Here is a 25341-nt window from a genome sequence, read left to right as displayed (position 1 = left end):
TCGAATAGTAGATCACTCGAAGGGAACTCAGTCCGATTTAAGCGTTCTGATCAATCGCTGAATATCACACATCACCAATCGGACTGAGTTATGCCGAGCATAGCACTGATACCCCGCGACAAAAGACGCCGGATACAGAAAACTATTCATAAAACACGCGACAAAGGCCATGTCCGCAGACGGACAGCTATGCTGATGCTTCATCGTGGTGACAAAGTCAGCGACGTTGCAAAAATGCGTTGCTGCGCGCGTTCATCATTGGGCCGTTGGATTAACTGGTTCACAATTTATGGTACTGAAGGCCTGAAGTAATTGTCCTCAGGGCGCGGATGACGCTGGCCGTTTGAGCATGTTTGTGCACTGTTGCGTCAGTTGATTAAGGCCTCGCCGGGAGATTTTGGTTATCAGCGTTCTCGCTGGAGTACGGAACTGTTAGCAATAAAAACCAATGAGATAACAGTTTTCCGTTTACATGCTTCAACGGTATGTCGCTGGTTTCCCTTTACCGGACTGGTCTGGTACAGAGCGGCACGGGAAACGTCAGTTATATCGGAGGCGGCAGTAAAAACTCGGGATTATTTATCAACCTGTCTACTCGCCATGGGTCAACCACGTTGAGCGACTATGGCAGGCATTAGATGACACAATAACCAGAAATCACCGTTGTCGTTCGATGTGGCAATTACTGAACAAAGTGCGCCACTTTATGAAAACGGCAAATCCATTCCCTGGCGGGAAACACGGTCAGGCAAAAGTGTAGCGGTATTAGGAACAGCTATTTAGATCGTATGGGCACTGTGGTTGTGTGATTAGCAGTGCATATATCAGTACTGCGGTAGTTCTTGTAATTTTGATTGATGCTGTTCCGGCCTGACATGGTGTATTTTATGATGCTATAATTAATTTTTATCTTAACGCACTGAAAATATTAATATGCAATTTACAATCGAATGGGAATGATAAAGAGCTAATTACTGACTATCAATGATTATTTAAAAAACTCGCTGCAGGTTGACTGTACGGGGAAGGGGCTCTTTCTGACTATCAATTGCTCTTTGTGGGAATATTCAATTTTTAACGGTATATCATCTTTCACCGTACCCACTGGTTAATCCCTCTGTCATTATTTTAAATTTTCATATGAATAACCATTAGCGTTATCCCTACATGTGAGTTATTAATAATATAAGTTTTAATGGTGCGCGTAAGTAAATTAACCCTTCATTAAAATTTATAATTAAATTGGATGTTAAAATATTTAATATACAAGGAAGTAATTTATTAATTGAATGGTTAATCAGTTTCATTGATGTCACGAATATATATGGATGGGAAATTTGGTTTAACTGCTATTTATGAAAGGATACTGAAATGAAAGACAAATCAGGCAGATGTTGTTCCACTTCTCGTCGTCAATTTTTGACCCGCGGGGCGGGTGTGTTAGGCGCTGCAGCGGCAGCGGTATTGCTACCAGGTACTGCCAGCGCCGATCCCGCCGGGCATGCAAGCCTTCCTCCGCCAACAGGCCGCTATGTATTGAAAAACGGCGTTGTGATCAGTATGGATCCCAATGTAGGTAACTTTGAACGGGCGGATGTGCTGATTGAAGGTAAGAAAATCATTGCCATTGGCCCTGACCTTAAAATAGACAGAGGTGTTAGGGAGGTAGAGGCTGAGGGTTGTATTATCATTCCAGGGTTTATTGATACGCATCATCACCAGCATCAAACGGCAATGCGAGGCTTGTTGGCGGAAGCTATATTAATTAATGATGGTCAACCCGATAACGATTTTACTTATGGCAATATTGTTATCAATAAATTGAACCCGATACTCAGGCCTGAAGACGTCTATCTGGCATTATTGATCTCTTCTTACAGTCAGTTGAATGCGGGTGTGACCACCGTTGTTGACACTTCACAAATCTCCAATAGCCCCTCACACAGCGATGCAGCTATCCAGGCGTTTATTGATAGCGGTCGCCGTACCCTAATGGCCTATTCTTCGGGCTCCGGGCCAGATGCACGCTACCCGCAAGACATTCATCGGTTAAAGGCACGCTATTTCACTGCGGAAAATCCGCTACTGTCTTTGGCTATGGGGGCCGAGCTTCTCCCTGGTTTTCGTCAAAATTGGGCACTGGCACGGGAAATGGGGATTCCAATTGTCAGCCATGTTGTCGGTCTGTTTGGCCATGAAGAGGTGATGGGTGAAATCCGTGCAGAGAAGCTGTTAGGCCCGGATAACCTGTTGATCCACTGCACCGGTCTTGGCAAAGAAAACTGGCAGTATATTGCGCAATCCGGTGCCAAATTATCGATTGCCACGGCTACCGAACTGACGATGCGCCAGGGTATGCCGCCCTTCCAGCAAGCGTTGGATTTGGCTATTCAACCTTCTCTGAGTTCTGATGTGGAGTGCGCCATGAGTGCTGATTTCTTTACGCAAATGCGTACCTCCTATACCTTGCAAAGGGGGCTGATTAATCAACGAGTCCTGAACGGTGAACAAAATGTTCCCGCGTTGATCAGTTGTCACGATGTTTTGCGTTTTGCCACTATTGAAGGTGCAAAAGCAGCGCATTTAGACAGCCGCACAGGTTCCCTGACGCCGGGAAAAGAGGCCGATATTGTCATGCTACGCGCCGACACACTGAACGTTATGCCACTCAATAATGCTGTCGGTACTATTGTCACGTTGATGGACACCAGCAATGTTGATACGGTCATTGTTGCCGGGAAGATGGTCAAACAGAACGGTAAAATGCTGGGGGTTGATCAGGCTGCGCTGCTGGTAAAAATAGAAGCCTCGCGGGATCATCTGTTAAAGGCTGCCGGAGTTAAACGGCATTTATTTTAATTAACTGCTCAAGATTTATGTTGTTGGGAGCCTTTGGTACAGGCTTCCAGCACCAAAGGGTCAATAGCGTTACCCTTGCCCAGCCAACCTCAATTTTCACCCGGTTGGTTTTGCTCATCATATCTGCGTTGACTGTCCTGTATCGTCTCCATATTCCCCAGCGTCCAATTAAATAAAATTGAGAACGGCCCCTGCAACGATTCGCCGAGCGGTGTCAGTGAGTATTCGACGCCCAGTACTCGGCCATCCAACACCCTGCGTTTTACCATGCCGTTGCGCTCAAGCTTACGTAATGTCTGGGTCAGTACGCGTTGAGTGACGCCATCGAGGCGACGCTTGATGGCGTTGAAGCGCCGTGGCTCGCGAAGCACCTCCAGCACCATCATTGACCATTTATCCGCGATCTGGTCGAGAATAATGCGGCTTGGGCAGTCGGCGCGGTAGATCGGATCGGTCTGGTTCATCGGTATCCTCCAGCATCCCTGGGATGCTTAAAGTGCGTAATTGACCCTAGGTATGCAAAGTATACCATGCAGTGAGCAGCACCCAAACCCGGTGCCAATGTCCCGCAAACCACCCAGGAAATTGACATGACTGATAAAGATTTCGGCAGACTGAGTATTTCCCATGACGCTGGCGTGTCGACGATTAGGATCGACAATCCGCCGGTAAATGTTCTTGATGTGCCCTTAATGTCGGAGCTTAGCCGCTTTCTTATTTCTGTTCGTGACGATCCGAACACGCGAGTGCTGGTATTCCAAAGCGCGAATCCTGAATTTTTTATTGCTCATGTCGACATGACCTTAATTGATGAACCCCATGCTTTCGATGAACTCGCACGCCATGCTCCGGAAGGGCTTAATCCGTTCCAGGCGTTCGGTGAGCTTCTGCGCGCGCAGCCACAGGTCACGATCGTCAAGCTGGCCGGGCTGGCACGCGGCGGTGGTGCCGAATTTGTGGCGGCGGCCGACATGGCGTTTGCCGCAGAAGGGCTGGCGGGACTCGCCCAATGTGAAGCGCTGATGGGTATCACCCCCGGCGGCGGGGCTACCCAGTATCTGACCAGCCGGATGACGCGCGGTCGTGCTCTTGAAGTAGTGCTTGGCGCCGAGCTTATCGATGCGCCCACGGCGGAACGTTATGGGTGGATCAATCGCGCATTGCCTGCCGCTGAACTTGACGGCTTCGTCGATCGGTTGGCGCGAAACATCGCGGCCTTGCCCGAAGGGGTGATTGCGGCAGCCAAGAAGGCGATGCCAGCGCCAGATCTGCGGGAAGGCTTTTATCGCGAGCACGATGCCTGGGCAGGGCTGTTCGAACGCCCGGCAGCAGAAAAACTCATTCGGGGTGGGCTTAAGGCGGGTGCCCAGACCCGCGACGGTGAGCGAAACCTTGAAGGCCTGATGCGCGGGCTTGAGATCTAGAAGGGATTTCCCCCTGAAATCTAACCCATACGGAAACGGAATTCCGGTGTGGGTTCACTGGTTTAAAGCCTCCCCACTAACAAGATGCCCACTGCGACAGCAACACATAGAGTTTTGCGGGTTCCAATGGTTTTCTTAATACCAGATAGCCCTCCTGCTCGGCCTGTTGCAAAGTGGGTGAGTTAAATTCACCGCTGACCATGGCACCGCTGGTATCCGGCAGGCGGTCAAACAGGGCTTTCAAAATATCGAAGCCGCTCTCGCCAGAGCGAAGCCGTTGATCGCAGAGTACGGCGAAAGGGCGGAAGCCTTCATCGATAATGGCAAAAGCCTCCTTTGCGGAAGCGGCGCAGCGCACGGTCAGGCCCCAAGTGCTCATCAAACTCGACCAGGCAGAAGTCACCAGCGGATCATCGTCCACGACCAGGCAGGAACCGTATAGCGGCGCATAGCGAGCAGGGGTAACGATGTTTGAGTAAGTGCTTGCGATTTCGGGTGTTTTGTCCTCTCCGGTGTACAGGGCAAAGCGCATCCAGAAACGGGATCCTTTACCCTCAACGGAGTGCATGCCGTATTTCACCTTCATCAATTTGGCGCAGCGTGCCACTACCGCCAACCCCAATCCATGGCCGGCGCTATCAATTTTCCACGCCAGTTCGGGACGATAATAGGGGGAAAAGACTTTGCCTTTTTCTTCGTCGGCAATACCAACGCCGGTATCCCATACCTCGAACAGGCATTCACCCCTTTGCGGGCGGATCGCTATCAATACACCGCCTTTTGGCGTGTAACGCAGCGCATTTTGGATCAGGTTAATCAGTGATTGCCTGATGAGTAATTGATCGCCCACCACGAGAACTCGTCGCTTGGGCCGCCAGGTCCGCAGTGATAATTTCCGGCTATTCGCTTCTTCACGAAACAGCGTAATTACCGAATCGAGCACTGTTCCAATATCCACGTGGGTAGTGGCTGTGCTGACGTTGCCGGATTCAATCTTGCTGAGATCGAGTAAAGAATTAAACATCAGGTGCACGGAGCGCACGCTTTGCTGCAGATCCATGAGTTGTGGGGTGAGCGTGGTATCGCGGTTTTTGTGAATGATGGCTTCGATCAAAAAACCCATGGCATGCACCGGTTGGCGTAAGTCATGGCTGGCGGTGGTAAGAAATTGGTTTTTATCCAGCAGGGCCTGTTCCGCTTCTTCTTTGGCCTGCCTAAATTGTTCTGCAAGGCGGGAGCTGTTCTCTTCGAGGCGGGCTTGCTGGATGAAGAATTTATGAGAGCTCAACGCGTGGCGGTAGATGGCGAACCCATAAAGCAGATTAAGCATCAACACAATAAACATGACATCGTTTAATCGCCAGATGATACCAATATTCAGCATGCCCCAGCAGGAAAAGAAAAACAGGGTAAAGGTGCTAATGATTGGCGTCAGATGTGTTGCATTTGCCGCGACGATAGCCGCTATGCTGATGTTCAATAATAAGAAGAAATCAAAATTCCCGGTCTGCGGTGTGATTACATATAATGAGGAAATGCCTAAGCCATGAACGAAAGCGACTTTATTAATATGCGGTAGCCAGCGGCGGAGAATAGCCTCTGCGTCTTTTTTCTTGGCTTCATTTTTATAGCTGCGGTGCCATACTCTGATAGCCACGGCACAGCAAAGATACAAGACTATCCAGCTAGTAATGGGCCACAGGTTTTCCCCCAGTAAATAAATCCAAATTGCGAAAGGGATGCCGACAAGAGGCACGGCACTGAAGCTAAACACCAGGCGTAGAAAGGTATTGTCCAGCAGGCGAATTTGCGCCCGCGGAGAGATCCCATCATCCTGTAAAGACTGAATTATTTTCATTCTGATGGAGCCTGTCTGCCATGAAGTAAAGTAATCGCCTCCACCCGGCTGTTAACGCCTATTTTTTTCAAGATATTACTGATGTGTTCTTTGACGGTAGGTTCGGAAATAGAGAGCTGTGCGGCAATTCTCTTATTGGGTAAGCCGCGCATCATCATGGTTAAAACGTCAATTTGCCGTGGGGTTAAATTAAAATTATGGAAGTTATTTTTGACACTGGCGCTATCCATGGAGTTATCCAGAGGAAACCATTGCCGATTGTCGGTCAGCGCAAAAACGGCTTTTTCAAATGATTCAGGCGGTTCGTTTTTGAGTACAAAACCGTGACCACCGGCATCACGCACCTTTTGCCATATTTCATTATTCTCGTCACCACTGACCACCAGTAAACGTACCTGAGGATAGAGCTGCTTTATCTCTTTCAGCAATTTTAATGCCGTGCCATCGGATAACCAAAAATCGATGACGATTAAACGCGGGGCACCATTTTCAAGAATGTGTTGATAGCAATTATCTTCGTTGGTTGCCACATAAACATGTTTGAATCGACAATGCGAATTAAGGAAATTGGCAATGCCACTTGCCACCAAAGGATGGTCATCAACAACCAGTGCATAATCCTGCCCCAAAGCTATCTCCTTTCGCCTAAGCATATCAGATGGTTCTGACGATTTTTATTATTGACCCTCCCTACTTTAGGAGGGTTTTTTCGTTTAGGAAAGAGAAATATATTATGTGGGGATTTGGACAAGATAAAACATAGAGCCATTCAGTGTTTGGATCTGTTTGGTTGAAAAGGATAATTTATGAAGAAACCATTTATCGCTTTAGCCGTTACTTTACTGGTAAGCGGTTGTTCAACATTGAAAACCGATCAGGCAATACCCTTGCTGCAGGCGGAGACGGCAAAAATGCTCGGCTTGGGGTCATCTGACGAAATTACCGTGACCAATGTTAATGGTGCTCAACCCGACGCGCTGGGCGGGCAAAAGCTTTCTTACCGCGCCACCACTGAGAAAGGACGGATCTTCGATTGCTCCTCGATGATGATGCCAGGGTTTTTAGGATCGGCAGCCACATTGAGCGCGCCAAGCTGCACCCCGGTTGTCACGCATAAATAATCCACCAACGCCTACAGGGATATTTGGCCTGAAGTCACAATAAGTTTGGTATCGAGGCGTTAGCGCTGGGGGGCAATAAGCTGGCGTCTCGATGGCAATCAGTTTGTGCACAAGACATTACGTAACCTACACCCTCTAATACATTGAATTTTTCATATAAATAATAACTTTGATGGCATCAGAATAATTGAGCCGGAGAGAACATGAAAGATAAAATATCGCATCACTTAGCGGTAAGAAAACCGCTTTCCAAAGTTTACCTCGCACTGTTTTCTGCACCACTGATATTGATTGGACCTGCTGATATAGCCCGGGCCGATGATGCTATTTTTGATGGCGAATCCAAAGTTACAGAATCTTTAGCCTACGCCGGTAATGTTTATGTTGGCCGCAATCAAAGTGGGAACCTATTGATCGATAATGGCGAGGTTAATGCCTATAACATCAATATTGGCACCCGTTCAGACGGCAAAATTTATGAAAGTCTGGTTACGGTCAGAGGACCGAACGCGGTATTGAGCGCCATTAACGATCAATATGTTCTGCGCGGCAGTTTAAATCTCGGCCAGGGCACATTGCGGGTTGAAGATGGCGCGCTGGCCAGTGCGAAAGAAATAATCGTTGGTACCACTGGGGGGTACGACAGCCACCTTAATGTTAAGGGCGCTGGTTCCAGGGTTATCAGCGACAGGCTCGGCATCGGTTTCGGGCAGGGCGCGCGTTCGACCCTGTTGATTGAGGATGGCGGGGTAGTGACCACCGTGGCCGCCGCCAGAATTGACAGCGGATTCATACCCGATGAGGCCGACAAGCTGGGACCCAAAGCTACGGTGACCGGCAATAACTCTCAGTGGAACATCACTCAGGCGCTCACCGCCAACGGCGATGTGGACGTGCTGAACGGTGGGGCGGTCAATGTTGGCAGTGCGCAGATTGCCGGTGTTTCAGGTTCACGCAAAACCGCCGAGTTGTATATCGCTGGCGAGGGCTCGCGTTTTACCAGTGCCAGCAGTGTCAATGTTGGGGACTATGGTAACGGCGTAGTGTCGGTCGTCGATGGCGGCGTATTTTCCACCGGTGCTAACGAACTGCGGTTGGGTGACACAGGATCGGGCTCGAACAGGGGCGCATTAATCATCGGCAGCCGCGGCAATATGGATACTGGCACCGGCTTGACCGAACCCACGCTCGGTGCGGCGGGAGGTGCGGGGACTGTCGATGCCCAAACGGTCGTCAATCTGCGCGGTGGGTTGTTCGGTAGTTACGTTTACTTTAATCACAATTCTGACAACTACGATTTCCGCAACAAAATGATGGGTGAAGGCGAGGTTATCAACACCGCCGGGCAAACGACGCTGAGCGGTGATCTGACTCAACTCAAGGCTAACGTGAGCGCTCGCGGCGGAAAAATCATCATTGGCAGCGATATCAATACGCAGAAAGAAGACAGCCCTTTCGACGTGCAGACGCTCAGCGCCGAAAATGGCGGGACGTTGATCCTGAATGCGACAGCCGGTTCTGACGTCAACAATGGTCAGGGTTACAGCAGTGCTGCATCGATCAAGTCCGGCGGTACCTTGGGCGGCAATGGCACTTTGGGTCAGACGGAAATTCAGTCCGGTGGCCATATTTCTCCCGGTGATGGCAACATCGGCACTTTGACGCTGAAACGCTATCTGAATTTCATTGGTGAATCTTTCTACGACGTCGATATTGCCGGCGATGGCAGCAGTGACAAGCTGGTGGTCACGGGTAAAACCACTATCAGCGATCAGGCGAAGGTGCAGGTGACTGCGTTGGACCCGCAAACCAGCTATCAGACCGGCCAAAGCTACCGTATTTTAACCTCGGAAGGCGGGATCGATGGGCAGTTCGCCGAAGCGGTCTCAAAATCTGCGTTTCTGGACGTGGCGCTCAACCACAGTGCGAATGCCGTGGATCTGACCATTGCGCAGAAAGGTGGTGGTGAGAATCCGGGCGGTGAAAACCCGGGAGGCGAGAATCCCGGCGGAGAAAATCCAGGAGGTGAGAACCCGGGAGGTGAGAACCCGGGAGGTGAGAACCCGGGAGGTGAGAATCCTGGTGGCGAAAATCCGGGAGAAGGCAGCGGCAAGCCCGGCATTTTCCAAACGGTGGCGCAAACCGGCAATCAGTGGAATACCGCCGGCGCGCTCTCGACTCTGGCACAAGGCGGCCCTTCATTGGCCCTGTACAACTCTCTGTTGTTATTGAGTGCTCCGGAGGCGCGAGAGGCGTTCAATCAACTGTCTGGCGAGGTCTATCCTTCCATGCAGTCTAACCTGATTGCCGGCAGCACCATGCTGTTCAATGTGCTCAATCAGCGTATGTTGCGCGCTTTTGATAACGATACGTTGCCTGTTCCACCATTGGCGATGACGCTGGTTCAACCGGCGCAGGCCGAAAACAGTGGCGTGTGGGGGCAGACGTTTGGCTCATGGGCAAGAAACAGCGGTAACGACAACGTCGGAAAACTTGATGGCAACACCAGCGGTTTCCTGCTGGGTGCAGACCATAAATTAGCGGATAGCAGTGTTCGCGTTGGCGGGTATTTTGGTTATAGCCGCGGTGATTATGATGTCGATAGCCGCCGCTCCAAGTCCGACAGCGATAATTATCACCTCGGTCTGTATGCCGCAGGGCAGCAAGGCGCCTTCTCGTTACGTGGCGCGTTGGGTTACACCTGGCACCGGCTGGAAAATGAACGCAACGTTAACTTCGGTAATTACTCGGATCGGCTCAAGGCAGACTATGATGCTGACTCGCTGCTGGCGTTCACCGAAGCGGGCTACCGTTTTGGGCAGTCGGACGCGAATCTTGAGCCCTTCGTCAATCTGAGTTACATCCGTCTGCATACGGATAACTTCGAGGAAAGTGGCGGTGCCGCAGCGCTGAGCGTGCGTAATGAAACGATGAATACCTTCTATTCCACGTTGGGCGTGCGCGGTACGGTTGAACTGCCGCAGAACGTCAGCCTTTATGGCTCATTGGGTTGGCAGCATGCCTACGGCGATAAAACCACGTCATCACGCATGGCCTTTGCCGGCAGTGACGCGTTTATCACACAAGGTACTGCGGTTGATGACAACCTGATGGTGGCGGACATTGGGGTGAGCGTGAAGTTGTCGCGATCCACCAGCTTGGATCTTGGCTATCAGGGGCAATACGGTTCTGATACTCAGGTAAATGCAGTCAATGCCAACATCAGATGGTCATTCTGATTTTCTAAAGAATTAGGTTTTTATAACGGGGTATCGTTGGGCAACAGGCCATTGTTGCCTGGCGATATCTCGGCTCCCTGCAACTGGTCGCCGTCCTCGGACGAAGAGTGCTCAAGCAGCTTGAATAACTCGGTTCGCTCATCCCCGGTCAAGTCCCGCCATTCGCCCAGCGGCAGCCCTTCCAGAGTGATGTTCATAATGCGTACGCGCTCAAGTTTGGTGACTTCATAGCCAAAGTGTTTGCACATGCGGCGGATTTGGCGGTTAAGCCCCTGAACCAGCGTGATGCGAAATACCTGCGCGGTTTCTTTCTCCACCCGGCATTGTTTCGTCACCGTATCCAGTATCGGCACGCCTGCCCCCATGCCCTGAATAAACTCATCGGTCAGGGGTTTATTGACGGTGACCAGATACTCTTTTTCGTGATTATTACCGGCGCGGAGGATCTTATTGACCAGTTCGCCGTTATTGGTCAGGAAAATCAGCCCCTGAGAAGCTTTATCCAGGCGGCCGACGGGGAAGGTGCGCTGGCTGTGGTTAACGAAATCGCCGATGTTATCCCGCTCATGTTTTCCCATGCTGGTGAGGATGCCAACCGGTTTATTCAGCGCGATCAGCAACAGATCTTCGGCATTGCGTGGCTCAATCAGCTGACCGTTGACACTCACCCGATCCCCGACCAATACCTGCGCGCCCACGTCGGCCAGGCAGTCGTTGATAAAAACCAGGCCCTGCTTGATATGACGATCGGCATGGCGACGGGAACAGATGCCGCTGTCGCTAATGTATTTGTTCAGGCGAATGGATGATTGAGTCAACATGGTTTCCCCGTAAAACGCGGACTATACCTTACCTGAGGTCGCAGAGGCTAATGGCGCTTGAACCTTCCCCGTAGCAAGCAGGCTTTCAATTTAACGATAATCAGAAGATAGACATTGGTATTCGGCTTAACCTCTGCACTATAGGTATTCTTGCATCGTTTTCCGTGACTAATCTGTAAAATTGCACATCGTCAACGCCCTGTTTTTTATGGCAGTATGGTGTTCCAAATAACGGGCGCTCTGCCATTAAACGAGGCTGACTCATTGAATAAAATAGCACTTTCGTTCTCACTGACTCTGCTGCTTGCCGCATCCGTGATGCCTGTGCAGGCAAAGCAAAATTCATCCCTCAAGTCACCGGCATCAGGCGTGTTATGTGACCGTTACGCCTGTGCGAATGGCACCGATGGTATTTCCCGTGAATTGACTGAAAAGTATCTCGGCAAGAAAGCCGCCACCAAGCTGTATTCACAAGGTGACTTCGACTCGACCGAGTTCACCTTTGCCAATGGCATTTTCTGCGATGTCAAAGAGCGACTGTGCCGTGAGGATCGCTACTACGGCGAAGGCGGTAAACGCACCGGAGCCGTTTCCAAGAAATACACCGAGCTGCTTTTCGGCCACTAAACTGCCAGAGTCTGGCAGTTGCATTAACTAACTTATGGAGTGAGTTACAATGATAAAACCTGCTGCCAAGATAATGTTGTTAGTGCTTTTTTCGCTATCGCTGACGGCTTGCACCGGCACCGGCAGTGAAAAGGCCGCCAAATCGCCATCAAATTCAGTAACCGACCGGCAGAAACCACAAACCGATTTTGCCAGGGTTAAATTTGACGTTGATGCAGAGGGGCGTGTCCAGAACATTCGCCTTCTTGAGTCTCATCCCAGCGGTATTTTTGATAATGAGATGAGGACAGCAATGCAGAAGTGGCGTTATGAAAGCGGTAAACCTACGAAAGATGTCATTGTTAACATCCGTTTTAAAAAAGAGAGTTCTGCAGTAGGTGAATCATTTTAGTTTTTTCTGCACTGCTAGCGCAGGCCAACGAGTGAATGGCAAGCTTTGGCTCACCCGCGGCATCAAAGCCGCGTTCTTGCCACTCATCTGACGTAGCGGCTGCAGTGCTTTATTCACACGATTTCATTCATCACCGACCTTCACCACCAAAGTATTCAGCGGCGTAAGAGTTTGCCCGGTGCTGCCGGTCGGCGTCATGCGCGGTATCGGCTGGCCGCTGTCGCTTTCGACCAGCGTTGATTTCGCCTCTGACGCGTCAAACAGATAATCCTCACCCCACTGGCGCAGGCCGACGATCACCGGGAACAGGGCGCGCCCTTTGTCGGTGAGAATATATTCCTGATAGGCGCTGCCGTCCGAGGCGGGTGCAATCTCCAAAATGCCGTGTGCCACCAGGGTGCGCAGCCGGGTAGAGAGGATATTCTTCGCCATCCCCAGTCCCTTTTGAAATTCGCTGAAACGGCGCACGCCGTCGAAGGCATCGCGCACAATCAACAGCGACCACCAGTCACCAATCACATCCAGCGTACGTGCCACCGGGCACTGTGCATCTTCCAGACTTTTACGTTTCACGGTTTTCAATTCCTGCAGCGGGATCGAGTTGCATTATAAAACCATCATGCGTAAAGTTCATTGGGTTTAATAATGAAACCACTTTGGGGCGAATGATGAGTGACAAAATGCTGGATCCGATTTGTGTATCGCCGGGGGGATCGCTGAGCCGGATGCCTGCGGCGTTGGTGCTGTTGCTGGCGGGGGCCAGCGCTTTTAGCGTGGCGAATGTCTATTACGCTCAGCCGCTGCTGGACGCCATTGCCCAGGATTTTAATATCAGCCTGGCGTCGGTGGGCATGGTGATCACCGTTACCCAGTTGGGTTGTGCTTTGGCACTGTTGCTGGTGGTGCCGTTGGGCGATCGGGTTAATCGCCACCGGCTGCTGGCGGTGCAGCAACTGCTATTGATTGCCGCATTGTGTGCGGTCGGCTGGGCGAACAGCAGTTTGTTATTACTGATCGGCATGCTGTTGGTCGGGCTGCTGGGCACGGCCATGACTCAGGGATTGATCGCCTTTGCTGCCACGTTGGCGGCGCCGCATGAGCGAGGGCGGGTGGTGGGGGCAGCACAAGCTGGGGTTGTCCTCGGCCTGTTGCTGGCGCGTACGCTTTCCGGCGCACTGGCGGATTTGGGCGGCTGGCGAGCGGTTTACTTCTTCTCGGCGGCGGTAACCTTGATCCTGTTGCCGATATTGGCGCGTTTGTTGCCTGCACCGCGCACGCCGCCATCAACGCTCAGTTACCCGGCGCTGTTGCGATCAATGCTGACGCTGCTGTGGCGTGACCGTACGCTACAGATCCGCGGCATGCTGGCGCTGCTGATGTTTGCAGCATTCAGTATTTTCTGGAGTGCACTGGTTCTGCCACTCAGTCAGGCGCCGTTTAATTTTTCACATTCGGTGATTGGCGCGTTTGGTTTGGTGGGGGCGGTGGGCGCACTGGCGGCGGTACGGGCTGGGCATCTGGCCGATCGCGGTTTAGGGCAGGTGGCGAGTGGGGTTTGCTTGCTGTTGCTGGTGTTGGCCTGGTTACCACTCGGCATGCTGAGTAACAGTCTGGGGTGGCTGATTGTGGGCATAGTGCTGCTCGATCTGGCGGGGCAGGCCATTCATGTGCTGAATCAGAGCCTGATTTTCAGCGCACATCCGCAGGCCCACAGCCGGTTAGTTGGCTGCTATATGCTGTTTTACGCGGTGGGCAGTGGGCTGGGTGCCTTTGCCAGCACCCACGTATTTGCCCTGGCGGGCTGGTCTGGCGTGTGCTGGCTGGGGGCGGGGGGCAGCCTGGTCGCTCTGTTGTTCTGGGGGCTGACGCTGCGTGCGATGCCGGCCTCAGGCACGACGCATTAACCGGCATCCTTTCGGTTCTGGGACAGGAGTCACATATAAAATTCAGTACCCCCATTGTTTGTCATAATTCACCGCGATACTGTTGTGCAATCTGGTTTAAACCAATTGAGTGAGCTATGGAAAACAACTCCACCGTTGAACTGGCCAAGCAAAGGCTTAATGACTGGCTGAGTCAGGGTGCGATAGCACCCGGCGATAAGCTTCCTTCGGAGCGAGAACTGGGGGAATTGCTGAACATTAAACGCATGACGCTACGTCAGGCGCTGCTGTTCCTGGAAAGCGAGTCGAGAATATTCCGCAAGGATCGCCGGGGCTGGTTTGCGGCACTGCCGCGGTTTAACTACAACCCCAACTCGTCTACCAGCTTCAAACAGGCAGCCATTGAGCAGGGGCGTTTTCCTTCCTGGGGCTATATGACCAAGGAGCGGGTCTTGACGGCACCGGCGGCTATTGGCGATTTACTGCAGGTGAGTGAAGGGGCAGAGATCTACCAGATCTGTGGCTGGGGGGCGCTGGACAATCACATCGTGTTTTATCACGAAACCTTTATCAATCCGCTGGTGGCTCCCGACTTTATCGAACGCCTGGGTGAGAACTCATTTGCCGAAGTGTGGGAAAACGCCTACGGCACCCCTACTGGTACCCGTCACCTGGCCTTTAAACCTACCCGATTATCTGGCGATGCCTGCAAGGTGATGGGCGGCAACGCCAGCACGCCGTCGATTCTGGTAGAGAAGCATCGTGCCGATGCCCAACGCCGCATCGTACAGGTGGATATCGAATACTGGCGCTTCGAGTCGGTGGATTTTTTCATTAACTTATAGGTGAACACCATGGATCGCTTAACGGCGGAGAAAGTCCTTCTGCGGGCGCAGAATTTGCCCCTTTACCTGCATGCCTACGCTTTTCATCTCAATATGCGCATGGAGAAAATCCTGCCTGAGGATCTGCTGACCATTGCTCATCAGCAGCAGTTGCGCGGCGTGAAAGTGCACGTGTTAGACGGAGAAAGTCAGGCGCTTTGCCACGCCGATGACGCTCGTCTGCGCGAGTTTGGTGAGCAGGCGCAGCGCTATGGGCTGGATATTCATATCGAAACCAGCGCCTCCGACTCGCAGACTATCGATCAGGCGGTGAATATTGCCCTTAAATCCGGTGCCAGTTCGGTGCGCTTTTATCCGCGCTATCAGGGGCCATTGCAGGAGGTGTTGACGCGTATCGCGGCCGATATTCAGTACATCAAGCAGCGTTATCAGCACTCGGGTCTGAGCTTTACACTGGAACAGCACGAAGATCTCAAGAGCCATGAACTGGTTAGCCTGGTTCGGGCGGCGGAGTTTCCTCAACTTTCCCTGTTGTTCGATTTCGCCAACATGATTAACGCCAACGAAGAGCCGCTGTCGGCATTGGCGACAATGGCCGGGGAAATCACGCAGGTGCATATCAAGGATGCACTGATTGTGCGTGAGAAGAAGGGCATGGGGCACCGGGCCTGCATTTCCGGGCAGGGGGACTTACCCTTCCGCGAACTGTTGCTGGGGCTAATTTGTTTGGGCGACGAGCGGCCGCAGGTCACCGCTTATGGGTTGGAAGAAGAAGTGGATTATTACGCACCGCCGTTTCGTTTCACCGATGAGGGCGATAACCCGCCTATTCCATGGCGCGAAATGAGTGAAACCGCGTTACCGGAGCAAGGGTTGGAAGAACGACTGAAAAAAGAGTCTCAGGATGCTTTAAATCAAATTCACCATGTTCGCACCATTATTAACAGTTTGACGCAGCAAGCCCGGGAACGGCTAACCCCGGCATAATATAATAACGAAATTTATAAATTACATATTCTCGCTGATGTGGAGATGTGCTCGTCCCATCACCGAGGTCACAACACCGCTTAATTATCTATTGGCTGTGAGGGAATGATGCTGACTAAAAAAAGATGGGCGCTATTTAGCTTGTTGGTCTTATGTGGCGGGACAATATATAAATTGCCCTCCCTTAAGGATGCTTTTTATGTGCCGATGCAAGAATATTTCCACCTGAGCAATGGCGAAATTGGTAACGCCATGTCGGTCAACTCGATTGTGACCACCATTGGCTTCTTCTTATCGATTTATTTCTCCGATCGTCTGCCGCGCCGCTTTACCATGTCGTTTTCACTGATCGCCACTGGTTTACTCGGTATTTACCTGTCCAGCATGCCGGGCTACTGGGGCATTCTGTTTGTCTGGGCCCTGTTTGGCGTCACCTGCGACATGCTGAACTGGCCGGTGCTGCTCAAATCGGTGAGTATGCTGGGGGATAATACTCAGCAGGGACGGCTGTTCGGCTTTTTCGAAACCGGGCGCGGCGTGGTGGATACCGTGGTGGCGTTTTCCGCACTGGCATTGTTTAGCGCCTTTGGCAGCGGCTACCTTGGTTTCAAAGTGGGGATACTGTTTTATTCGGCGATCGCCATTATTGTGGGGATTATTATTCTGTTGGTGATGAAGGAAAGCCCGGAGGAGAAAATACCATCGAAAAGCGCAGTGTCAGTCGATAAAAAACCGGGCATGAGTAGCGTATTAAAAAATAAAACGGTCTGGCTGATTGCCTTCAGCGTTTTCTGTGTTTATGCGGTGTATTGTGGGCTGACGTTCTTTATTCCTTTCCTGAGCCATGTCTATGCATTACCGATTGCACTGGTTGGGGCCTACGGGATCATTAATCAGTATTGCCTAAAAATGGTGGGTGGACCGATTGGCGGTTTGATTGCGGACAAAGTATTAAAATCCCCCAGCAAGTATTTATTCTACACCTTTATTATCAGCGCCATTGCGCTGGCATTATTGATCCTGTTGCCGCATGAGCAAATGCCGGTCTATCTGGGCATGGCCTGTACGCTGGGATTTGGTGCGGTGGTCTTTACCCAACGTGCGGTGTTCTTCGCACCGATCGGTGAGGCGGGGATTGATGAGGAACACACCGGTGCGGCGATGGCGCTAGGCAGTTTTATCGGTTACGCCCCGGCAATGTTTTGCTTCAGCCTGTACGGCCACATTCTCGATGCTTTCCCCGGGCTAACCGGCTACAAGATTGTCTTCGGCCTGATGGGCATGTTTGCCTGCGCCGGGATCATTGTGTCAGGGTTGTTGGTCAGAAATATCCGCGCACGCGGCAAATTGACCCCGGCGGTTTCTGTCGCCTGATTTGGGAACTATGGATGGGCACGGTACAACACGCCGTGCCCTTACTTGGTCGGCGAGTGCATCAGGTAATAGTCTTCTGCACCGTCATTGCCGGTGGTGATCGTCCGCCAGCCGTGTTTATGGTAAAACGCCAGCGCCTTCTCATTCTTGACCAGACATTTCAGCGAGCCGGTGGCGGTAAACGTCTGCTCCGCTGCCTGCAGCAGTGCGCTGCCGACGCCCAGGGGCGGCAGGTGAGGGTCGACATACAGATTGTGAATAAAGTTATCCTGACGATAAATCGAGACAAACCCCAGTCGCTTCCCCTTTTCTTCCGCCACCCAAATATCCTCGCCCAGTGTCGAACGATCGAAATCTTCCAGTCGGTAACCTTCGGTATCACGCCAGGGGAACGCCGCTTTGCGTGATGCCAGATACAGGGTGCGCAGGAACGGACGGTCGGCTTCCTGGTATTTTCTTATTTGCATGGCGTCTCCTTTTTATTTTTTGACACTATAGCGCGATTGACCTCACCGGCGGCAACCCCAATAATGGCCGTCTTGACTCGGGGTGCCTCTAGGGGCTGAGATTTTACCCGTATTACCTGATCTGGATTATGCCAGCGTAGGGAAGTCTCGGTGCCCCCACCGGTACCCGCCTTCTTGAACGCCGGTTGGGAGGAATATGTTCGCTCGACCTGATGCTTTACCCGGCGCTCACGCCGCGGCTTGTTTGACCCAATTTAAACGCCAACCCCCCTTGATTCATTGCCTGACCAACGAAGTGGTGCAGGAACTGACGGCTAACGTGTTGCTGGCGCTCGGCGCTTCCCCGGCGATGGTGGTGGAACCGACCGAAGCGGCGCAGTTCAGCCGGCTGGCGGATGCTTTGCTGGTTAATATCGGCACCCTCAATGCCTCGCGGGCCGAATCCATGCTGGCCGCGGTAGAGGCTGCCAATGCGGCGGGCACCCCCTGGACGCTGGATCCGGTCGCCGTTGGCGGGCTGGTGTACCGCACTGCATTTGCCCAGCGTTTGCTGGGGGAAAAGCCGGCGGCAATTCGCGGCAATGCCTCTGAGATCATGGCGCTGAGTGGCATGCAGGCGAACGGTCGCGGCGTCGACAGCGCTGACGATTCACTGGCGGCGTTACCGTCGGCGCGTGAACTGGCGCGGCTCAGCGGGGCGATAGTAGCAGTGACCGGCGTGGTGGATTATATCACCGACGGCCAGCGTGACTGGGCGGTCGCCGGAGGGGACGTGCTGATGACGCGAGTGGTGGGCACCGGTTGTGCGCTTTCGGCGGTGGTGGCGGCATTTTGCAGCCTGCCGGGCGATCGGCTGGACAACGTTGCCACCGCCTGCCGGGTGATGTCGCTTTGCGGTGAGCGGGCGACGCGCGGCGCGGCCGGGCCGGGCAGTTTCACCCCGGCGTTTCTCGATGCCCTATATCAACTGCGTCCGGAGGATCTGCAATGAAACGGATTAACGCGTTGACCATCGCCGGGACCGATCCGAGCGGGGGGGCCGGTATCCAGGCCGACCTGAAAGCTTTCTCTGCGCTGGGGGCCTATGGCGCCTCCGTGATCACCGCGCTGGTGGCACAAAACACCCGCGGCGTGCAGTCGGTGTATAATATCGAGCCGGCTTTTGTCGCCGCTCAACTTGATTCCGTGTTCAGCGATCTGCGTATCGACAGTACCAAGATTGGCATGCTGGCCAACGCCGACATTGTGCAGGCGGTGGCGGAGCGTTTACGTCACTATCAGCCGTCGTTTGTGGTGCTGGATACGGTGATGCTGGCGAAAAGCGGTGATCCTTTGCTGGCACCGGAGGCGGTGGAGTCGATTCGCCGCGAGCTGTTGCCGCTGGTGTCGATCATCACGCCGAACCTGCCGGAAGCGGCGGCCCTGCTGGAATGTGCCCCGGCGGAAAACGAAAGCCAGATGCGTGAACAGGGACGGGCACTGTTGGCGATGGGCTGCCAGGCGGTACTGATGAAGGGCGGCCATCTCAGCGAAAGTGAAAGTCCGGACTGGCTGTTCAGTGTGGGGCAGGAGCAACGCTTTACTGCACCGCGCGTAGCGACCCGCCATACGCACGGCACCGGCTGCACGCTGTCTGCTGCATTGGCCGCGCTGCGTCCGCGCCACGACGACTGGGCAGGTACGGTCGCTGCCGCCAAGGATTATCTGCAAAAAGCCTTGCAGCAGGCCGATACGCTGGAAGTGGGGCACGGCATCGGGCCGGTGCATCATTTTCACGCCTGGTGGTGAGTCAACTTTTTAGCCGTGCTGTGGTCTGACTAGATTCAGGCCCGGTTTTGGCCGGGTGCGATCGAATTCAATCAAGGGAGAAGGGCATGACAGGACAAAACGCACTTCGCGGCGCCATCTTCGGCGCGTTACTCAGCTTCAGCGTGGGCAGCTTCGCCCAACAGATTGTCACCACTTCGGACGTGATCCAGCAGCCGGGTTATCAGGCCAGTTGGCAGAACATGGTGAAGGGGCAGGCCCGTTTGCCGGGCTGGGCGCGCAAAGGGGTAGGGACTTCAACCCCAGCGCAAAGCCTGAGCTGGAAGGGCCAGGATTATTTGGTGGGCAATGTGTGCAAGCCCCACGACTGTGCCAACAACTTTATGATGGTGGCGTTTAAAGAAGACAAGTCGCAGGCCTGGGCGGTGCGCGTTGAAGTGGCGAATAAGCCGGAAGCGGTTGATCATCCGAAGAAATACGCCAAATACCAATGGCTGGGCAAGCCGGATGAAGACATGAAGGCGCTGCTCAAACAACAGTTCGAGAATAATCCGGACTGGAAATAAGCGGACTTTAGCGTCGTACGTATCCCCTCACCCAAAGGAGAGGGGACAAACGGGCAAGCATTAGTTAATGCGGTCAGCCGATACCGGCCTGATGCAGGTCGTGCAGGTTGATCGCGCCCACCAGTACGCCATCCAGATTGACCACCGGCGCGGCGCTAATGTGCTGTTCGTGCAACGCTTCCAGTGCTTCTCCGGCGCGCCACTGTTCCGGCAAACGGTAGCCGGGCCGGGTGATCGCCGGGCTTAATGCATCCTGCAGGCTATTGCCTTTCACCAGCCAGCGGCGCAGGTCGCCGTCGGTAAACACCCCCACCACTTTCTGCTGTGCGTCGCACACCGGCACTAACCCCAGCCCGGTGCGACTCAGTTCGAGCATTGCTTCCATCACGTTGGCATTTTCACTGACCTGCGGCAGGCGATCGCCGGTGCGCATCAGGTGATGTACCCGGTTCAGCAGGCGTGCGCCCAGGCTGCCGCCCGGATGCGAGCGGGCAAAGTCTTCGGCGTTGAAACCGCGTTGACGCATCAGCGCCATTGCCAGCGCGTCGCCCATCATCAGCGTATTGACCGCACTGGAGGTCGGTGCCAGCCCCATCGGGCAAGCCTCACGCTCAACGCTGATGTCCAGCATGCAGGCCGCCGCTTGTGCCAGCGGTGACTCTTTGCCACCGGTAATAGCGATCACCGGGATGTTATTCTCCGCCAGTAGCGGCAGGATCAGATCCAGTTCTTTGGCGCGGCCGGAGTAGGAGATAAACACCACCACGTCGTCGGCACCGATCATGCCGAGATCGCCGTGCAGTGCCTCCGCCGGGTGGACGAAGAAGGACGGGGTGCCGGTACTGGCCAGCGAGGCGGCAATTTTTTTGCCAATATGACCGGATTTACCGATGCCGGAAATCACCGCCTTGCCGCGACAGTTCAGTAGCAGTTCGCAGGCGCAGACGAAGTTGTTGTCCAGTCGTGCCAGCAGGCGTTGTGCTTCGGTCAACTCAATTTCCAGCGTTTCGCGGGCAAAGGCCAGCAGGGCAGCGGCGTTACTCATCAAAATCTCCTACCAGAATGATATTGATCCCTTTCGCTTGCAGCGCGGCGAGGTAATCCGGGTTGATGTTTTTATCGGTGATCAGCGTGTCTACGGCGCTCAGGTCGCAGACCACGTTCGGGCTTTTGCGGCCAAATTTTGACGAATCCACCAGCAGGATAATACGGCTGGCGGCTTCGCACATCGCCTTGCTGACGTTATGCACTTCGTTAAAGGTGGTGACACCGGCGTTAAGATCCACGCCATCCGCACCGATAAAAAGTTTGTCGAAGCTGAACTGCTGGAAAGCCGATTCGGCCAGGCTGCCGTGGAAGGACGCCGATTTTTTGCGGTAAGTGCCGCCGGGCATCAGGATGGTCTGGTCGTTATCCAGCTCCACCAGCGCATTAACGATATGCAGGCTGTTGGTCATCACCGTGATGTTATTGAACTGCGCCAGATGCGGCACCATTTGCAGCACCGTGCTGCCGGCATCGAAAATCAGCGAGTCGCCGTCGTTGATCAGCTTAATGGCGGCGTAGGCGATCTGACGTTTCTTTTCGGTATTGATGTGAGTTTTGCGGTCGATGGGCTGGTCGCCATCGTCGCGGCTGAGCACCACGCCGCCGTAGGTGCGGATCACCTCGCCTTCGTCTTCCAGCAGGGTAAGATCTTTACGAATGGTGGTGCCGGTGGTGGCGAAATGTGCCGCCAGGGCATCCACTGCCGTTTTGCCATGTCGCTGCAGATATTCAAGGATAGCGGCCTGTCGCTGCTTTGGTTTCATAGCCCGTCCTGTTCACAAGAGTTGAGCATTTCCCTTCAGTGAATAATTCAACATGAAAGGTAATGTCTTTTAATGTGAAAATATCATGATTTAGGGGCAATCGCTAACGATAGTGCAGTCTGGCATGCGCGATCCTCGGGGAAGATCACATCCGGGCGCAGATCCCGCTGGTGCAGGCCATGCAGCCGGGCGATCGAACGGGGTTGGGCAAAAATGGTCAGGCCGCGCATCAACAAGCTGCCGCAGACCCGTTGTTCGGTGTCGAAGGCCAACGCCAGCACCACCCGTGGCCGAAAGCGCCCGACAGAACGTCCGACACCGACGCGGCCCAGTTGGCACAGGCTGTCGAAGGCACGGTTGAAACGCTGGAGCTGCCACCAACCGAGCGCGATTTGCAGCAGCCAGGCCAGTACGGCGAAGATGATCAATGCCTGGGTCATAGTGTCTCCTGTTTATTTTCCCTCTCCAGACGGAGAGGGAGGCGTAACCCAATCAGAACATCACCTGACCGCCGGTGATGTTAATCGACTGGCCCGTGCAATAAGACGCTTTATCGCTGGCGTAAAACAGCAGGGTATTCAGCACGTCCTGGTAATCACAACCGCGTTTCAACGGCACCTTGTCGGTGTAATATTTTTCAACTTCATCCGGCGCAATCCCCAGTTTTTGTGCGTACTGCGGCAGCAGTGACTGGAACATGGGCGACTTCAGCAGGTTACCGAGCATCAGCGAATGCACGGTGATGCCGTACTCCGCCAGATCGAGCGCCAGTGACTGGGTCAGCCCGACCCCGCCGAACTTGGCGGCGCTGTAACCCGAGTTGTGCTTGCTTCCGACCTTGCCGGACTTGGAGTTGATCTGAATGATGCGCCCAGCAACGCCGTCGCGGATCATCAGGCGGGAAAACTCGCGGGCGCAGAGGAAATAGCCCACCAGATTGACCTGCAACGAACGGTCGAAATCCCCTAATGGAAAATCGGTGATCGGCGCGGCCTTGGCGATACCGGCGCTGTACACCAGCAGATTGGCCTGGCCAAATTGGCTATCCACTGCCGCCGCCAGGGCAATGACGCTCTGTTCATTGGTGGCATCGGCCTGGAAACCCTGTGCGCAGCCTGCGCCGTATTGGTCGTTAATCTGCTGCGCCACCTGTCGGGCGTTATCCGCGTTTAAATCGGCTACCGCTACGCGGTAACCCGCCTGCGCCAGTCCCAGGCACAAAAATGCACCTAATGTTTGGCCTCCGCCAATCACTACAGCTACTTCAGACATGGTCTACTCCTTATGCGATAAATTTCAGCGTACTGCCTAACGGGATATCCACCGGTGTGGTACCGGCTACGTGGATAGAACCGGGGAATTCGGCCTGATTTTCCCCGTCGAAACGCACGGTAAGGTGGCCCAGTTCACGCAGATTTTGGCTGGCGACCTCGCCAACGGCGGTAATCGGATAACGCTGCTCCGCCAGCTCCATCCAGCCGCCGGTCTGCAGTTCGCCGAGGGTATTGCCGTGCCGGTGGATGAAGCAAAACTCTTCGATGTCTGCCGGTGCCCCCTCACGGAAGGTGATCAGCATGTCGTCCAGCAATGCATCGCGGGCACTGTCGCCAATCTGGGTGATGGTGGTTTGGAAAATGGTGTTCATAGCTAGCCCCTGGCAGTAAGTAAAAGTTATTGGTAGATGAAGGCCGAGGCGGCCCAGGCGATCAGCACCGTAGGTGCGCCGGTCAGGAAACGCCCGACCAAGACCGAAGGCACACCGACCCGCACCGTGTCCTGCTTGGCTTCTGCCAATGACAGACCTACCGGAATAAAGTCACAGGCGGCCTGCGCGTTAATCGCGAACAGGGCGGGCAGCGCCAGCTGCGGTGGGATATGACCCAGACCGATTTGCACCCCGACCAGCACGCCAATCACCTGGGCGATCACCGCGCCAGGGCCGAGGAATGGCGACAGCAGTGGGAAAGAACAAATCAGCGCCAGCGTCACCAGGCCAATCGGGCTGCTGGCCAATGGCGTCAGGCCGTGGGCGATAAAATCCCCCAGGCCGGAGGCCATGATGATGCCGATCAGCGCCGAGACGAACGCCATAAACGGCAGAATGGTTTTCAGTACCGTGTCGATGGTGTCGCGGCCAGACTGGAAGAACACCGCCACCACCGATCCCATACCCATGCCGACTTTCGCCAACAGGCCGTCGCTCTGTTCGGTGATTTTTTTGCTGGTGTCGTAATCCCGTCCCTTGGGTTGCGGGGCGGGGGCTGCTTGCGCTGTCTCCATTGCCGATTCCACCCGGCTGATGTTGCTATCACGTACCCCGGAAACGTAAATATCCTCGAGGATAAATTTCGCCAGCGGTCCGGACTGGCCGGTAGCGTGGATATTGACCGTTGGAATACGGCGTTTAGGGTACAGGCCACAGCGCAGGGTGCCGCCACAGTCGATCACCATGACGCCAATTTCATCGGCCGGCGGTTCGCCTTCCTTAAAGCCGTCGACGGCCGGCCAGCCGGTCAGTTCGCTAAGCCGATCGACGATCGACGGGCGGGTACCGGCAGTGATGTACACCACTTTTTTTCCCGGCTCGATCGGTAACTGCAACGGGCCACCCCAGCCGCTGGCGCCTTTCTCAATACGGATATAAGCACTCATGCTGTACTCCACGAATTAAAGTTGTACCTGACGGTCCAGGCGGATGCCCATCTTGCGTTCGAACAGGCTGGTGGTGAGATCGGTTACCCAACCGCGGAAAAAGTTGGTAAACAGCCCGACCAGGAAATAGCTCACCGCCAGCGGCCCCAGCGGCAGGCCGAGGGTAGTTAGTCCACTGGCGATCCCGAGGTAAACGAACAGTTCGCCGGGGTTGATATGCGGGAACAGGCCATTCATCGAGTGGCAGCTGTAGGACGCCGCCGCGTAGTAGCTGGGTTTGTATTTCTCGGGCATAAAGCGGCCGAGGCTGAGAGTCATCGGGTTGCAAAACACAAAGGTGCCGATCAGCGGCAGCAGCAGATAGCGTGAAACCGGGTTCCCCGCACAGCGCTGCGCCAAGCGTTCGATACGTTCCTGGCCAACAAATTTGATCAGCGCGTTCATAATGACCAACAGGCTGATTAACAAAGGTAAAATGCCGGTCACCATGCCGACAAACACTTCACCGCCTTTCTGAAACAGGCCGATAAACCATTCGGCACCGTGGGTGATTAGCTCAATCATTATTGTTCTCCTGAGATGGAAGGTATGGCCTGGAGCGAACGGCGGCTCTGTCGCCATGGGCCTTACACTAATCACTTTATGGATT

At 53.9% G+C, this 25341-nt stretch carries 26 protein-coding genes, 1 pseudogene and 1 riboswitch; of the genes and pseudogenes, 14 read left to right on the top strand and 13 right to left on the bottom strand.

From position 1 onward, the window contains the following. Window positions 1-90: 90 nt before the first annotated feature. Both BEI65_RS06525 and BEI65_RS06520 read left to right on the top strand, forming a co-directional pair. Window positions 91-760: pseudogene (locus BEI65_RS06525) on the top strand (hypothetical protein). A gap of 611 nt (window positions 761-1371) precedes the next feature. Further along, on the top strand, window positions 1372-2859 hold the full coding sequence (locus tag BEI65_RS06520; protein WP_099062646.1) for an amidohydrolase family protein: 1488 nt from the start codon (window positions 1372-1374) through the stop codon (window positions 2857-2859). 89 nt (window positions 2860-2948) lie between these two features. On the opposite strand, the gene BEI65_RS06515 is transcribed toward BEI65_RS06520, so the two are convergent. Then, the gene (locus BEI65_RS06515; protein WP_085118224.1) at window positions 2949-3323 is read right to left on the bottom strand and encodes a helix-turn-helix domain-containing protein; all 375 of its coding nucleotides are present in this window, start codon (window positions 3321-3323) and stop codon (window positions 2949-2951) included. A 126-nt stretch (window positions 3324-3449) separates the two neighbouring features. On the opposite strand from BEI65_RS06515, the gene BEI65_RS06510 reads away from it, so the two are divergent. Continuing rightward, a complete protein-coding gene (locus BEI65_RS06510) occupies window positions 3450-4283 on the top strand; it encodes an enoyl-CoA hydratase/isomerase family protein (RefSeq protein ID WP_099062645.1) in 834 nt (277 codons plus the stop codon). Window positions 4284-4359: 76 nt separating this feature from the next. Here the strand turns inward: BEI65_RS06510 and BEI65_RS06505 are convergent, their stop codons facing one another. Both BEI65_RS06505 and BEI65_RS06500 read right to left on the bottom strand, forming a co-directional pair. After that, complete coding sequence (locus BEI65_RS06505; RefSeq protein WP_099062644.1) at window positions 4360-6141, bottom strand: hybrid sensor histidine kinase/response regulator; 1782 nt, start codon at window positions 6139-6141, stop codon at window positions 4360-4362. Continuing rightward, on the bottom strand, window positions 6138-6770 hold the full coding sequence (locus tag BEI65_RS06500) for a response regulator transcription factor (protein WP_099062643.1): 633 nt from the start codon (window positions 6768-6770) through the stop codon (window positions 6138-6140). Before BEI65_RS06500 ends, BEI65_RS06505 begins: the two co-directional genes overlap by 4 nt. 177 nt (window positions 6771-6947) lie before the next feature. Here BEI65_RS06500 and BEI65_RS06495 point away from each other — a divergent pair, with 177 nt between their 5' ends. Both BEI65_RS06495 and BEI65_RS06490 read left to right on the top strand, forming a co-directional pair. Next, window positions 6948-7262: a hypothetical protein gene (locus tag BEI65_RS06495; RefSeq protein ID WP_085118217.1), complete on the top strand. Its 315-nt coding sequence runs from the start codon at window positions 6948-6950 to the stop codon at window positions 7260-7262. 203 nt (window positions 7263-7465) lie between these two features. Next, a complete protein-coding gene (locus tag BEI65_RS06490) occupies window positions 7466-10501 on the top strand; it encodes an autotransporter domain-containing protein (RefSeq protein WP_099062642.1) in 3036 nt (1011 codons plus the stop codon). 20 nt (window positions 10502-10521) lie between these two features. Here BEI65_RS06490 and rluF read toward each other — a convergent pair whose 3' ends face one another. Beyond that, window positions 10522-11322 (bottom strand): 23S rRNA pseudouridine(2604) synthase RluF, encoded by an 801-nt coding sequence (rluF, locus tag BEI65_RS06485; protein WP_099062641.1) that lies wholly within the window; start codon window positions 11320-11322, stop codon window positions 10522-10524. 318 nt (window positions 11323-11640) lie between these two features. Between rluF and BEI65_RS06480 the strand changes: the two genes are divergently transcribed. Both BEI65_RS06480 and BEI65_RS06475 read left to right on the top strand, forming a co-directional pair. Further along, window positions 11641-11949, top strand: a complete 309-nt coding sequence (locus BEI65_RS06480) for a YcgJ family protein (protein WP_099062765.1) — start codon at window positions 11641-11643, stop codon at window positions 11947-11949. Between the two features lie 49 nt (window positions 11950-11998). Continuing rightward, entirely contained in the window at window positions 11999-12340 is a 342-nt protein-coding gene (locus BEI65_RS06475; RefSeq protein ID WP_099062640.1) for a TonB family protein, read from the top strand. 123 nt (window positions 12341-12463) lie between these two features. Here BEI65_RS06475 and BEI65_RS06470 read toward each other — a convergent pair whose 3' ends face one another. Then, window positions 12464-12913, bottom strand: a complete 450-nt coding sequence (locus tag BEI65_RS06470) for a helix-turn-helix domain-containing protein (RefSeq protein ID WP_099062764.1) — start codon at window positions 12911-12913, stop codon at window positions 12464-12466. Between the two features lie 95 nt (window positions 12914-13008). On the opposite strand from BEI65_RS06470, the gene BEI65_RS06465 reads away from it, so the two are divergent. The 4 genes from BEI65_RS06465 to BEI65_RS06450 all read left to right on the top strand — a co-directional run bounded on the left by BEI65_RS06465 (window position 13009) and on the right by BEI65_RS06450 (window position 17429). Further along, entirely contained in the window at window positions 13009-14244 is a 1236-nt protein-coding gene (locus BEI65_RS06465; protein ID WP_099062639.1) for an MFS transporter, read from the top strand. Between the two features lie 116 nt (window positions 14245-14360). After that, window positions 14361-15068, top strand: a complete 708-nt coding sequence (locus BEI65_RS06460) for a GntR family transcriptional regulator (protein WP_099062638.1) — start codon at window positions 14361-14363, stop codon at window positions 15066-15068. A 9-nt stretch (window positions 15069-15077) separates the two neighbouring features. Further along, window positions 15078-16055 (top strand): sugar phosphate isomerase/epimerase, encoded by a 978-nt coding sequence (locus BEI65_RS06455; protein WP_099062637.1) that lies wholly within the window; start codon window positions 15078-15080, stop codon window positions 16053-16055. A gap of 108 nt (window positions 16056-16163) precedes the next feature. Further along, window positions 16164-17429 carry an MFS transporter gene (locus BEI65_RS06450; RefSeq protein ID WP_099062636.1) on the top strand — a complete coding sequence of 422 codons (1266 nt, stop codon included), beginning with the start codon at window positions 16164-16166 and terminating at the stop codon, window positions 17427-17429. A 41-nt stretch (window positions 17430-17470) separates the two neighbouring features. On the opposite strand, the gene BEI65_RS06445 is transcribed toward BEI65_RS06450, so the two are convergent. Then, entirely contained in the window at window positions 17471-17896 is a 426-nt protein-coding gene (locus BEI65_RS06445) for a GNAT family N-acetyltransferase (RefSeq protein WP_099062635.1), read from the bottom strand. A gap of 68 nt (window positions 17897-17964) precedes the next feature. After that, window positions 17965-18056, top strand: a riboswitch (TPP riboswitch). Window positions 18057-18092: 36 nt separating this feature from the next. Between BEI65_RS06445 and thiM the strand changes: the two genes are divergently transcribed. The 3 genes from thiM to BEI65_RS06430 all read left to right on the top strand — a co-directional run bounded on the left by thiM (window position 18093) and on the right by BEI65_RS06430 (window position 20229). Then, a complete protein-coding gene (thiM, locus tag BEI65_RS06440) occupies window positions 18093-18887 on the top strand; it encodes a hydroxyethylthiazole kinase (protein ID WP_099062634.1) in 795 nt (264 codons plus the stop codon). Continuing rightward, entirely contained in the window at window positions 18884-19684 is an 801-nt protein-coding gene (gene thiD / locus BEI65_RS06435; protein WP_099062633.1) for a bifunctional hydroxymethylpyrimidine kinase/phosphomethylpyrimidine kinase, read from the top strand. Before thiM ends, thiD begins: the two co-directional genes overlap by 4 nt. An 86-nt stretch (window positions 19685-19770) precedes the next feature. Beyond that, entirely contained in the window at window positions 19771-20229 is a 459-nt protein-coding gene (locus tag BEI65_RS06430; protein ID WP_099062632.1) for an inhibitor of vertebrate lysozyme family protein, read from the top strand. A gap of 73 nt (window positions 20230-20302) precedes the next feature. Here the strand turns inward: BEI65_RS06430 and gutQ are convergent, their stop codons facing one another. From gutQ to BEI65_RS06395, 7 genes are all read right to left on the bottom strand, one after another. Next, the gene (gene gutQ / locus BEI65_RS06425) at window positions 20303-21274 is read right to left on the bottom strand and encodes an arabinose-5-phosphate isomerase GutQ (protein WP_099062631.1); all 972 of its coding nucleotides are present in this window, start codon (window positions 21272-21274) and stop codon (window positions 20303-20305) included. Then, window positions 21267-22040, bottom strand: coding sequence for a DNA-binding transcriptional repressor (locus tag BEI65_RS06420; RefSeq protein ID WP_099062630.1), 774 nt, complete (start codon window positions 22038-22040; stop codon window positions 21267-21269). Before BEI65_RS06420 ends, gutQ begins: the two co-directional genes overlap by 8 nt. An 83-nt stretch (window positions 22041-22123) precedes the next feature. Further along, window positions 22124-22480 (bottom strand): transcriptional regulator GutM, encoded by a 357-nt coding sequence (gene gutM / locus BEI65_RS06415; protein ID WP_099062629.1) that lies wholly within the window; start codon window positions 22478-22480, stop codon window positions 22124-22126. Window positions 22481-22532: 52 nt separating this feature from the next. Beyond that, complete coding sequence (gene srlD / locus BEI65_RS06410) at window positions 22533-23312, bottom strand: sorbitol-6-phosphate dehydrogenase (RefSeq protein ID WP_099062628.1); 780 nt, start codon at window positions 23310-23312, stop codon at window positions 22533-22535. 10 nt (window positions 23313-23322) lie between these two features. Beyond that, complete coding sequence (gene srlB / locus BEI65_RS06405; protein WP_099062627.1) at window positions 23323-23685, bottom strand: PTS glucitol/sorbitol transporter subunit IIA; 363 nt, start codon at window positions 23683-23685, stop codon at window positions 23323-23325. 26 nt (window positions 23686-23711) lie between these two features. Next, the gene (locus BEI65_RS06400) at window positions 23712-24692 is read right to left on the bottom strand and encodes a PTS glucitol/sorbitol transporter subunit IIB (RefSeq protein ID WP_099062626.1); all 981 of its coding nucleotides are present in this window, start codon (window positions 24690-24692) and stop codon (window positions 23712-23714) included. 15 nt (window positions 24693-24707) lie between these two features. Next, window positions 24708-25256, bottom strand: coding sequence for a PTS glucitol/sorbitol transporter subunit IIC (locus tag BEI65_RS06395; protein WP_004941528.1), 549 nt, complete (start codon window positions 25254-25256; stop codon window positions 24708-24710). Window positions 25257-25341: the final 85 nt, after the last annotated feature.

Source organism: Serratia sp. BW106 (genome assembly GCF_002607755.1).
In the GTDB taxonomy this organism is placed as follows: domain Bacteria; phylum Pseudomonadota; class Gammaproteobacteria; order Enterobacterales; family Enterobacteriaceae; genus Serratia; species Serratia proteamaculans.
This window is presented reverse-complemented; position numbering and strand designations above follow the sequence as displayed.

Excerpts from the sequence above, each read along its gene's own strand:
- BEI65_RS06520 (WP_099062646.1), top strand. The coding sequence starts at position 1,372 with ATGAAAGACAAATCAGGCAGATGTTGTTCCACTTCTCGTCGTCAATTT.
- BEI65_RS06515 (WP_085118224.1), bottom strand. The coding sequence starts at position 3,323 with ATGAACCAGACCGATCCGATCTACCGCGCCGACTGCCCAAGCCGCATT.
- BEI65_RS06510 (WP_099062645.1), top strand. The coding sequence starts at position 3,450 with ATGACTGATAAAGATTTCGGCAGACTGAGTATTTCCCATGACGCTGGC.
- BEI65_RS06505 (WP_099062644.1), bottom strand. The coding sequence starts at position 6,141 with ATGAAAATAATTCAGTCTTTACAGGATGATGGGATCTCTCCGCGGGCG.
- BEI65_RS06495 (WP_085118217.1), top strand. The coding sequence starts at position 6,948 with ATGAAGAAACCATTTATCGCTTTAGCCGTTACTTTACTGGTAAGCGGT.
- BEI65_RS06490 (WP_099062642.1), top strand. The coding sequence starts at position 7,466 with ATGAAAGATAAAATATCGCATCACTTAGCGGTAAGAAAACCGCTTTCC.
- rluF (WP_099062641.1), bottom strand. The coding sequence starts at position 11,322 with ATGTTGACTCAATCATCCATTCGCCTGAACAAATACATTAGCGACAGC.
- BEI65_RS06480 (WP_099062765.1), top strand. The coding sequence starts at position 11,641 with ATGCCTGTGCAGGCAAAGCAAAATTCATCCCTCAAGTCACCGGCATCA.
- BEI65_RS06475 (WP_099062640.1), top strand. The coding sequence starts at position 11,999 with ATGATAAAACCTGCTGCCAAGATAATGTTGTTAGTGCTTTTTTCGCTA.
- BEI65_RS06465 (WP_099062639.1), top strand. The coding sequence starts at position 13,009 with ATGAGTGACAAAATGCTGGATCCGATTTGTGTATCGCCGGGGGGATCG.
- BEI65_RS06460 (WP_099062638.1), top strand. The coding sequence starts at position 14,361 with ATGGAAAACAACTCCACCGTTGAACTGGCCAAGCAAAGGCTTAATGAC.
- BEI65_RS06455 (WP_099062637.1), top strand. The coding sequence starts at position 15,078 with ATGGATCGCTTAACGGCGGAGAAAGTCCTTCTGCGGGCGCAGAATTTG.
- BEI65_RS06450 (WP_099062636.1), top strand. The coding sequence starts at position 16,164 with ATGCTGACTAAAAAAAGATGGGCGCTATTTAGCTTGTTGGTCTTATGT.
- BEI65_RS06445 (WP_099062635.1), bottom strand. The coding sequence starts at position 17,896 with ATGCAAATAAGAAAATACCAGGAAGCCGACCGTCCGTTCCTGCGCACC.
- thiM (WP_099062634.1), top strand. The coding sequence starts at position 18,093 with ATGTTCGCTCGACCTGATGCTTTACCCGGCGCTCACGCCGCGGCTTGT.
- thiD (WP_099062633.1), top strand. The coding sequence starts at position 18,884 with ATGAAACGGATTAACGCGTTGACCATCGCCGGGACCGATCCGAGCGGG.
- BEI65_RS06430 (WP_099062632.1), top strand. The coding sequence starts at position 19,771 with ATGACAGGACAAAACGCACTTCGCGGCGCCATCTTCGGCGCGTTACTC.
- gutQ (WP_099062631.1), bottom strand. The coding sequence starts at position 21,274 with ATGAGTAACGCCGCTGCCCTGCTGGCCTTTGCCCGCGAAACGCTGGAA.
- BEI65_RS06420 (WP_099062630.1), bottom strand. The coding sequence starts at position 22,040 with ATGAAACCAAAGCAGCGACAGGCCGCTATCCTTGAATATCTGCAGCGA.
- gutM (WP_099062629.1), bottom strand. The coding sequence starts at position 22,480 with ATGACCCAGGCATTGATCATCTTCGCCGTACTGGCCTGGCTGCTGCAA.
- srlD (WP_099062628.1), bottom strand. The coding sequence starts at position 23,312 with ATGTCTGAAGTAGCTGTAGTGATTGGCGGAGGCCAAACATTAGGTGCA.
- srlB (WP_099062627.1), bottom strand. The coding sequence starts at position 23,685 with ATGAACACCATTTTCCAAACCACCATCACCCAGATTGGCGACAGTGCC.
- BEI65_RS06400 (WP_099062626.1), bottom strand. The coding sequence starts at position 24,692 with ATGAGTGCTTATATCCGTATTGAGAAAGGCGCCAGCGGCTGGGGTGGC.
- BEI65_RS06395 (WP_004941528.1), bottom strand. The coding sequence starts at position 25,256 with ATGATTGAGCTAATCACCCACGGTGCCGAATGGTTTATCGGCCTGTTT.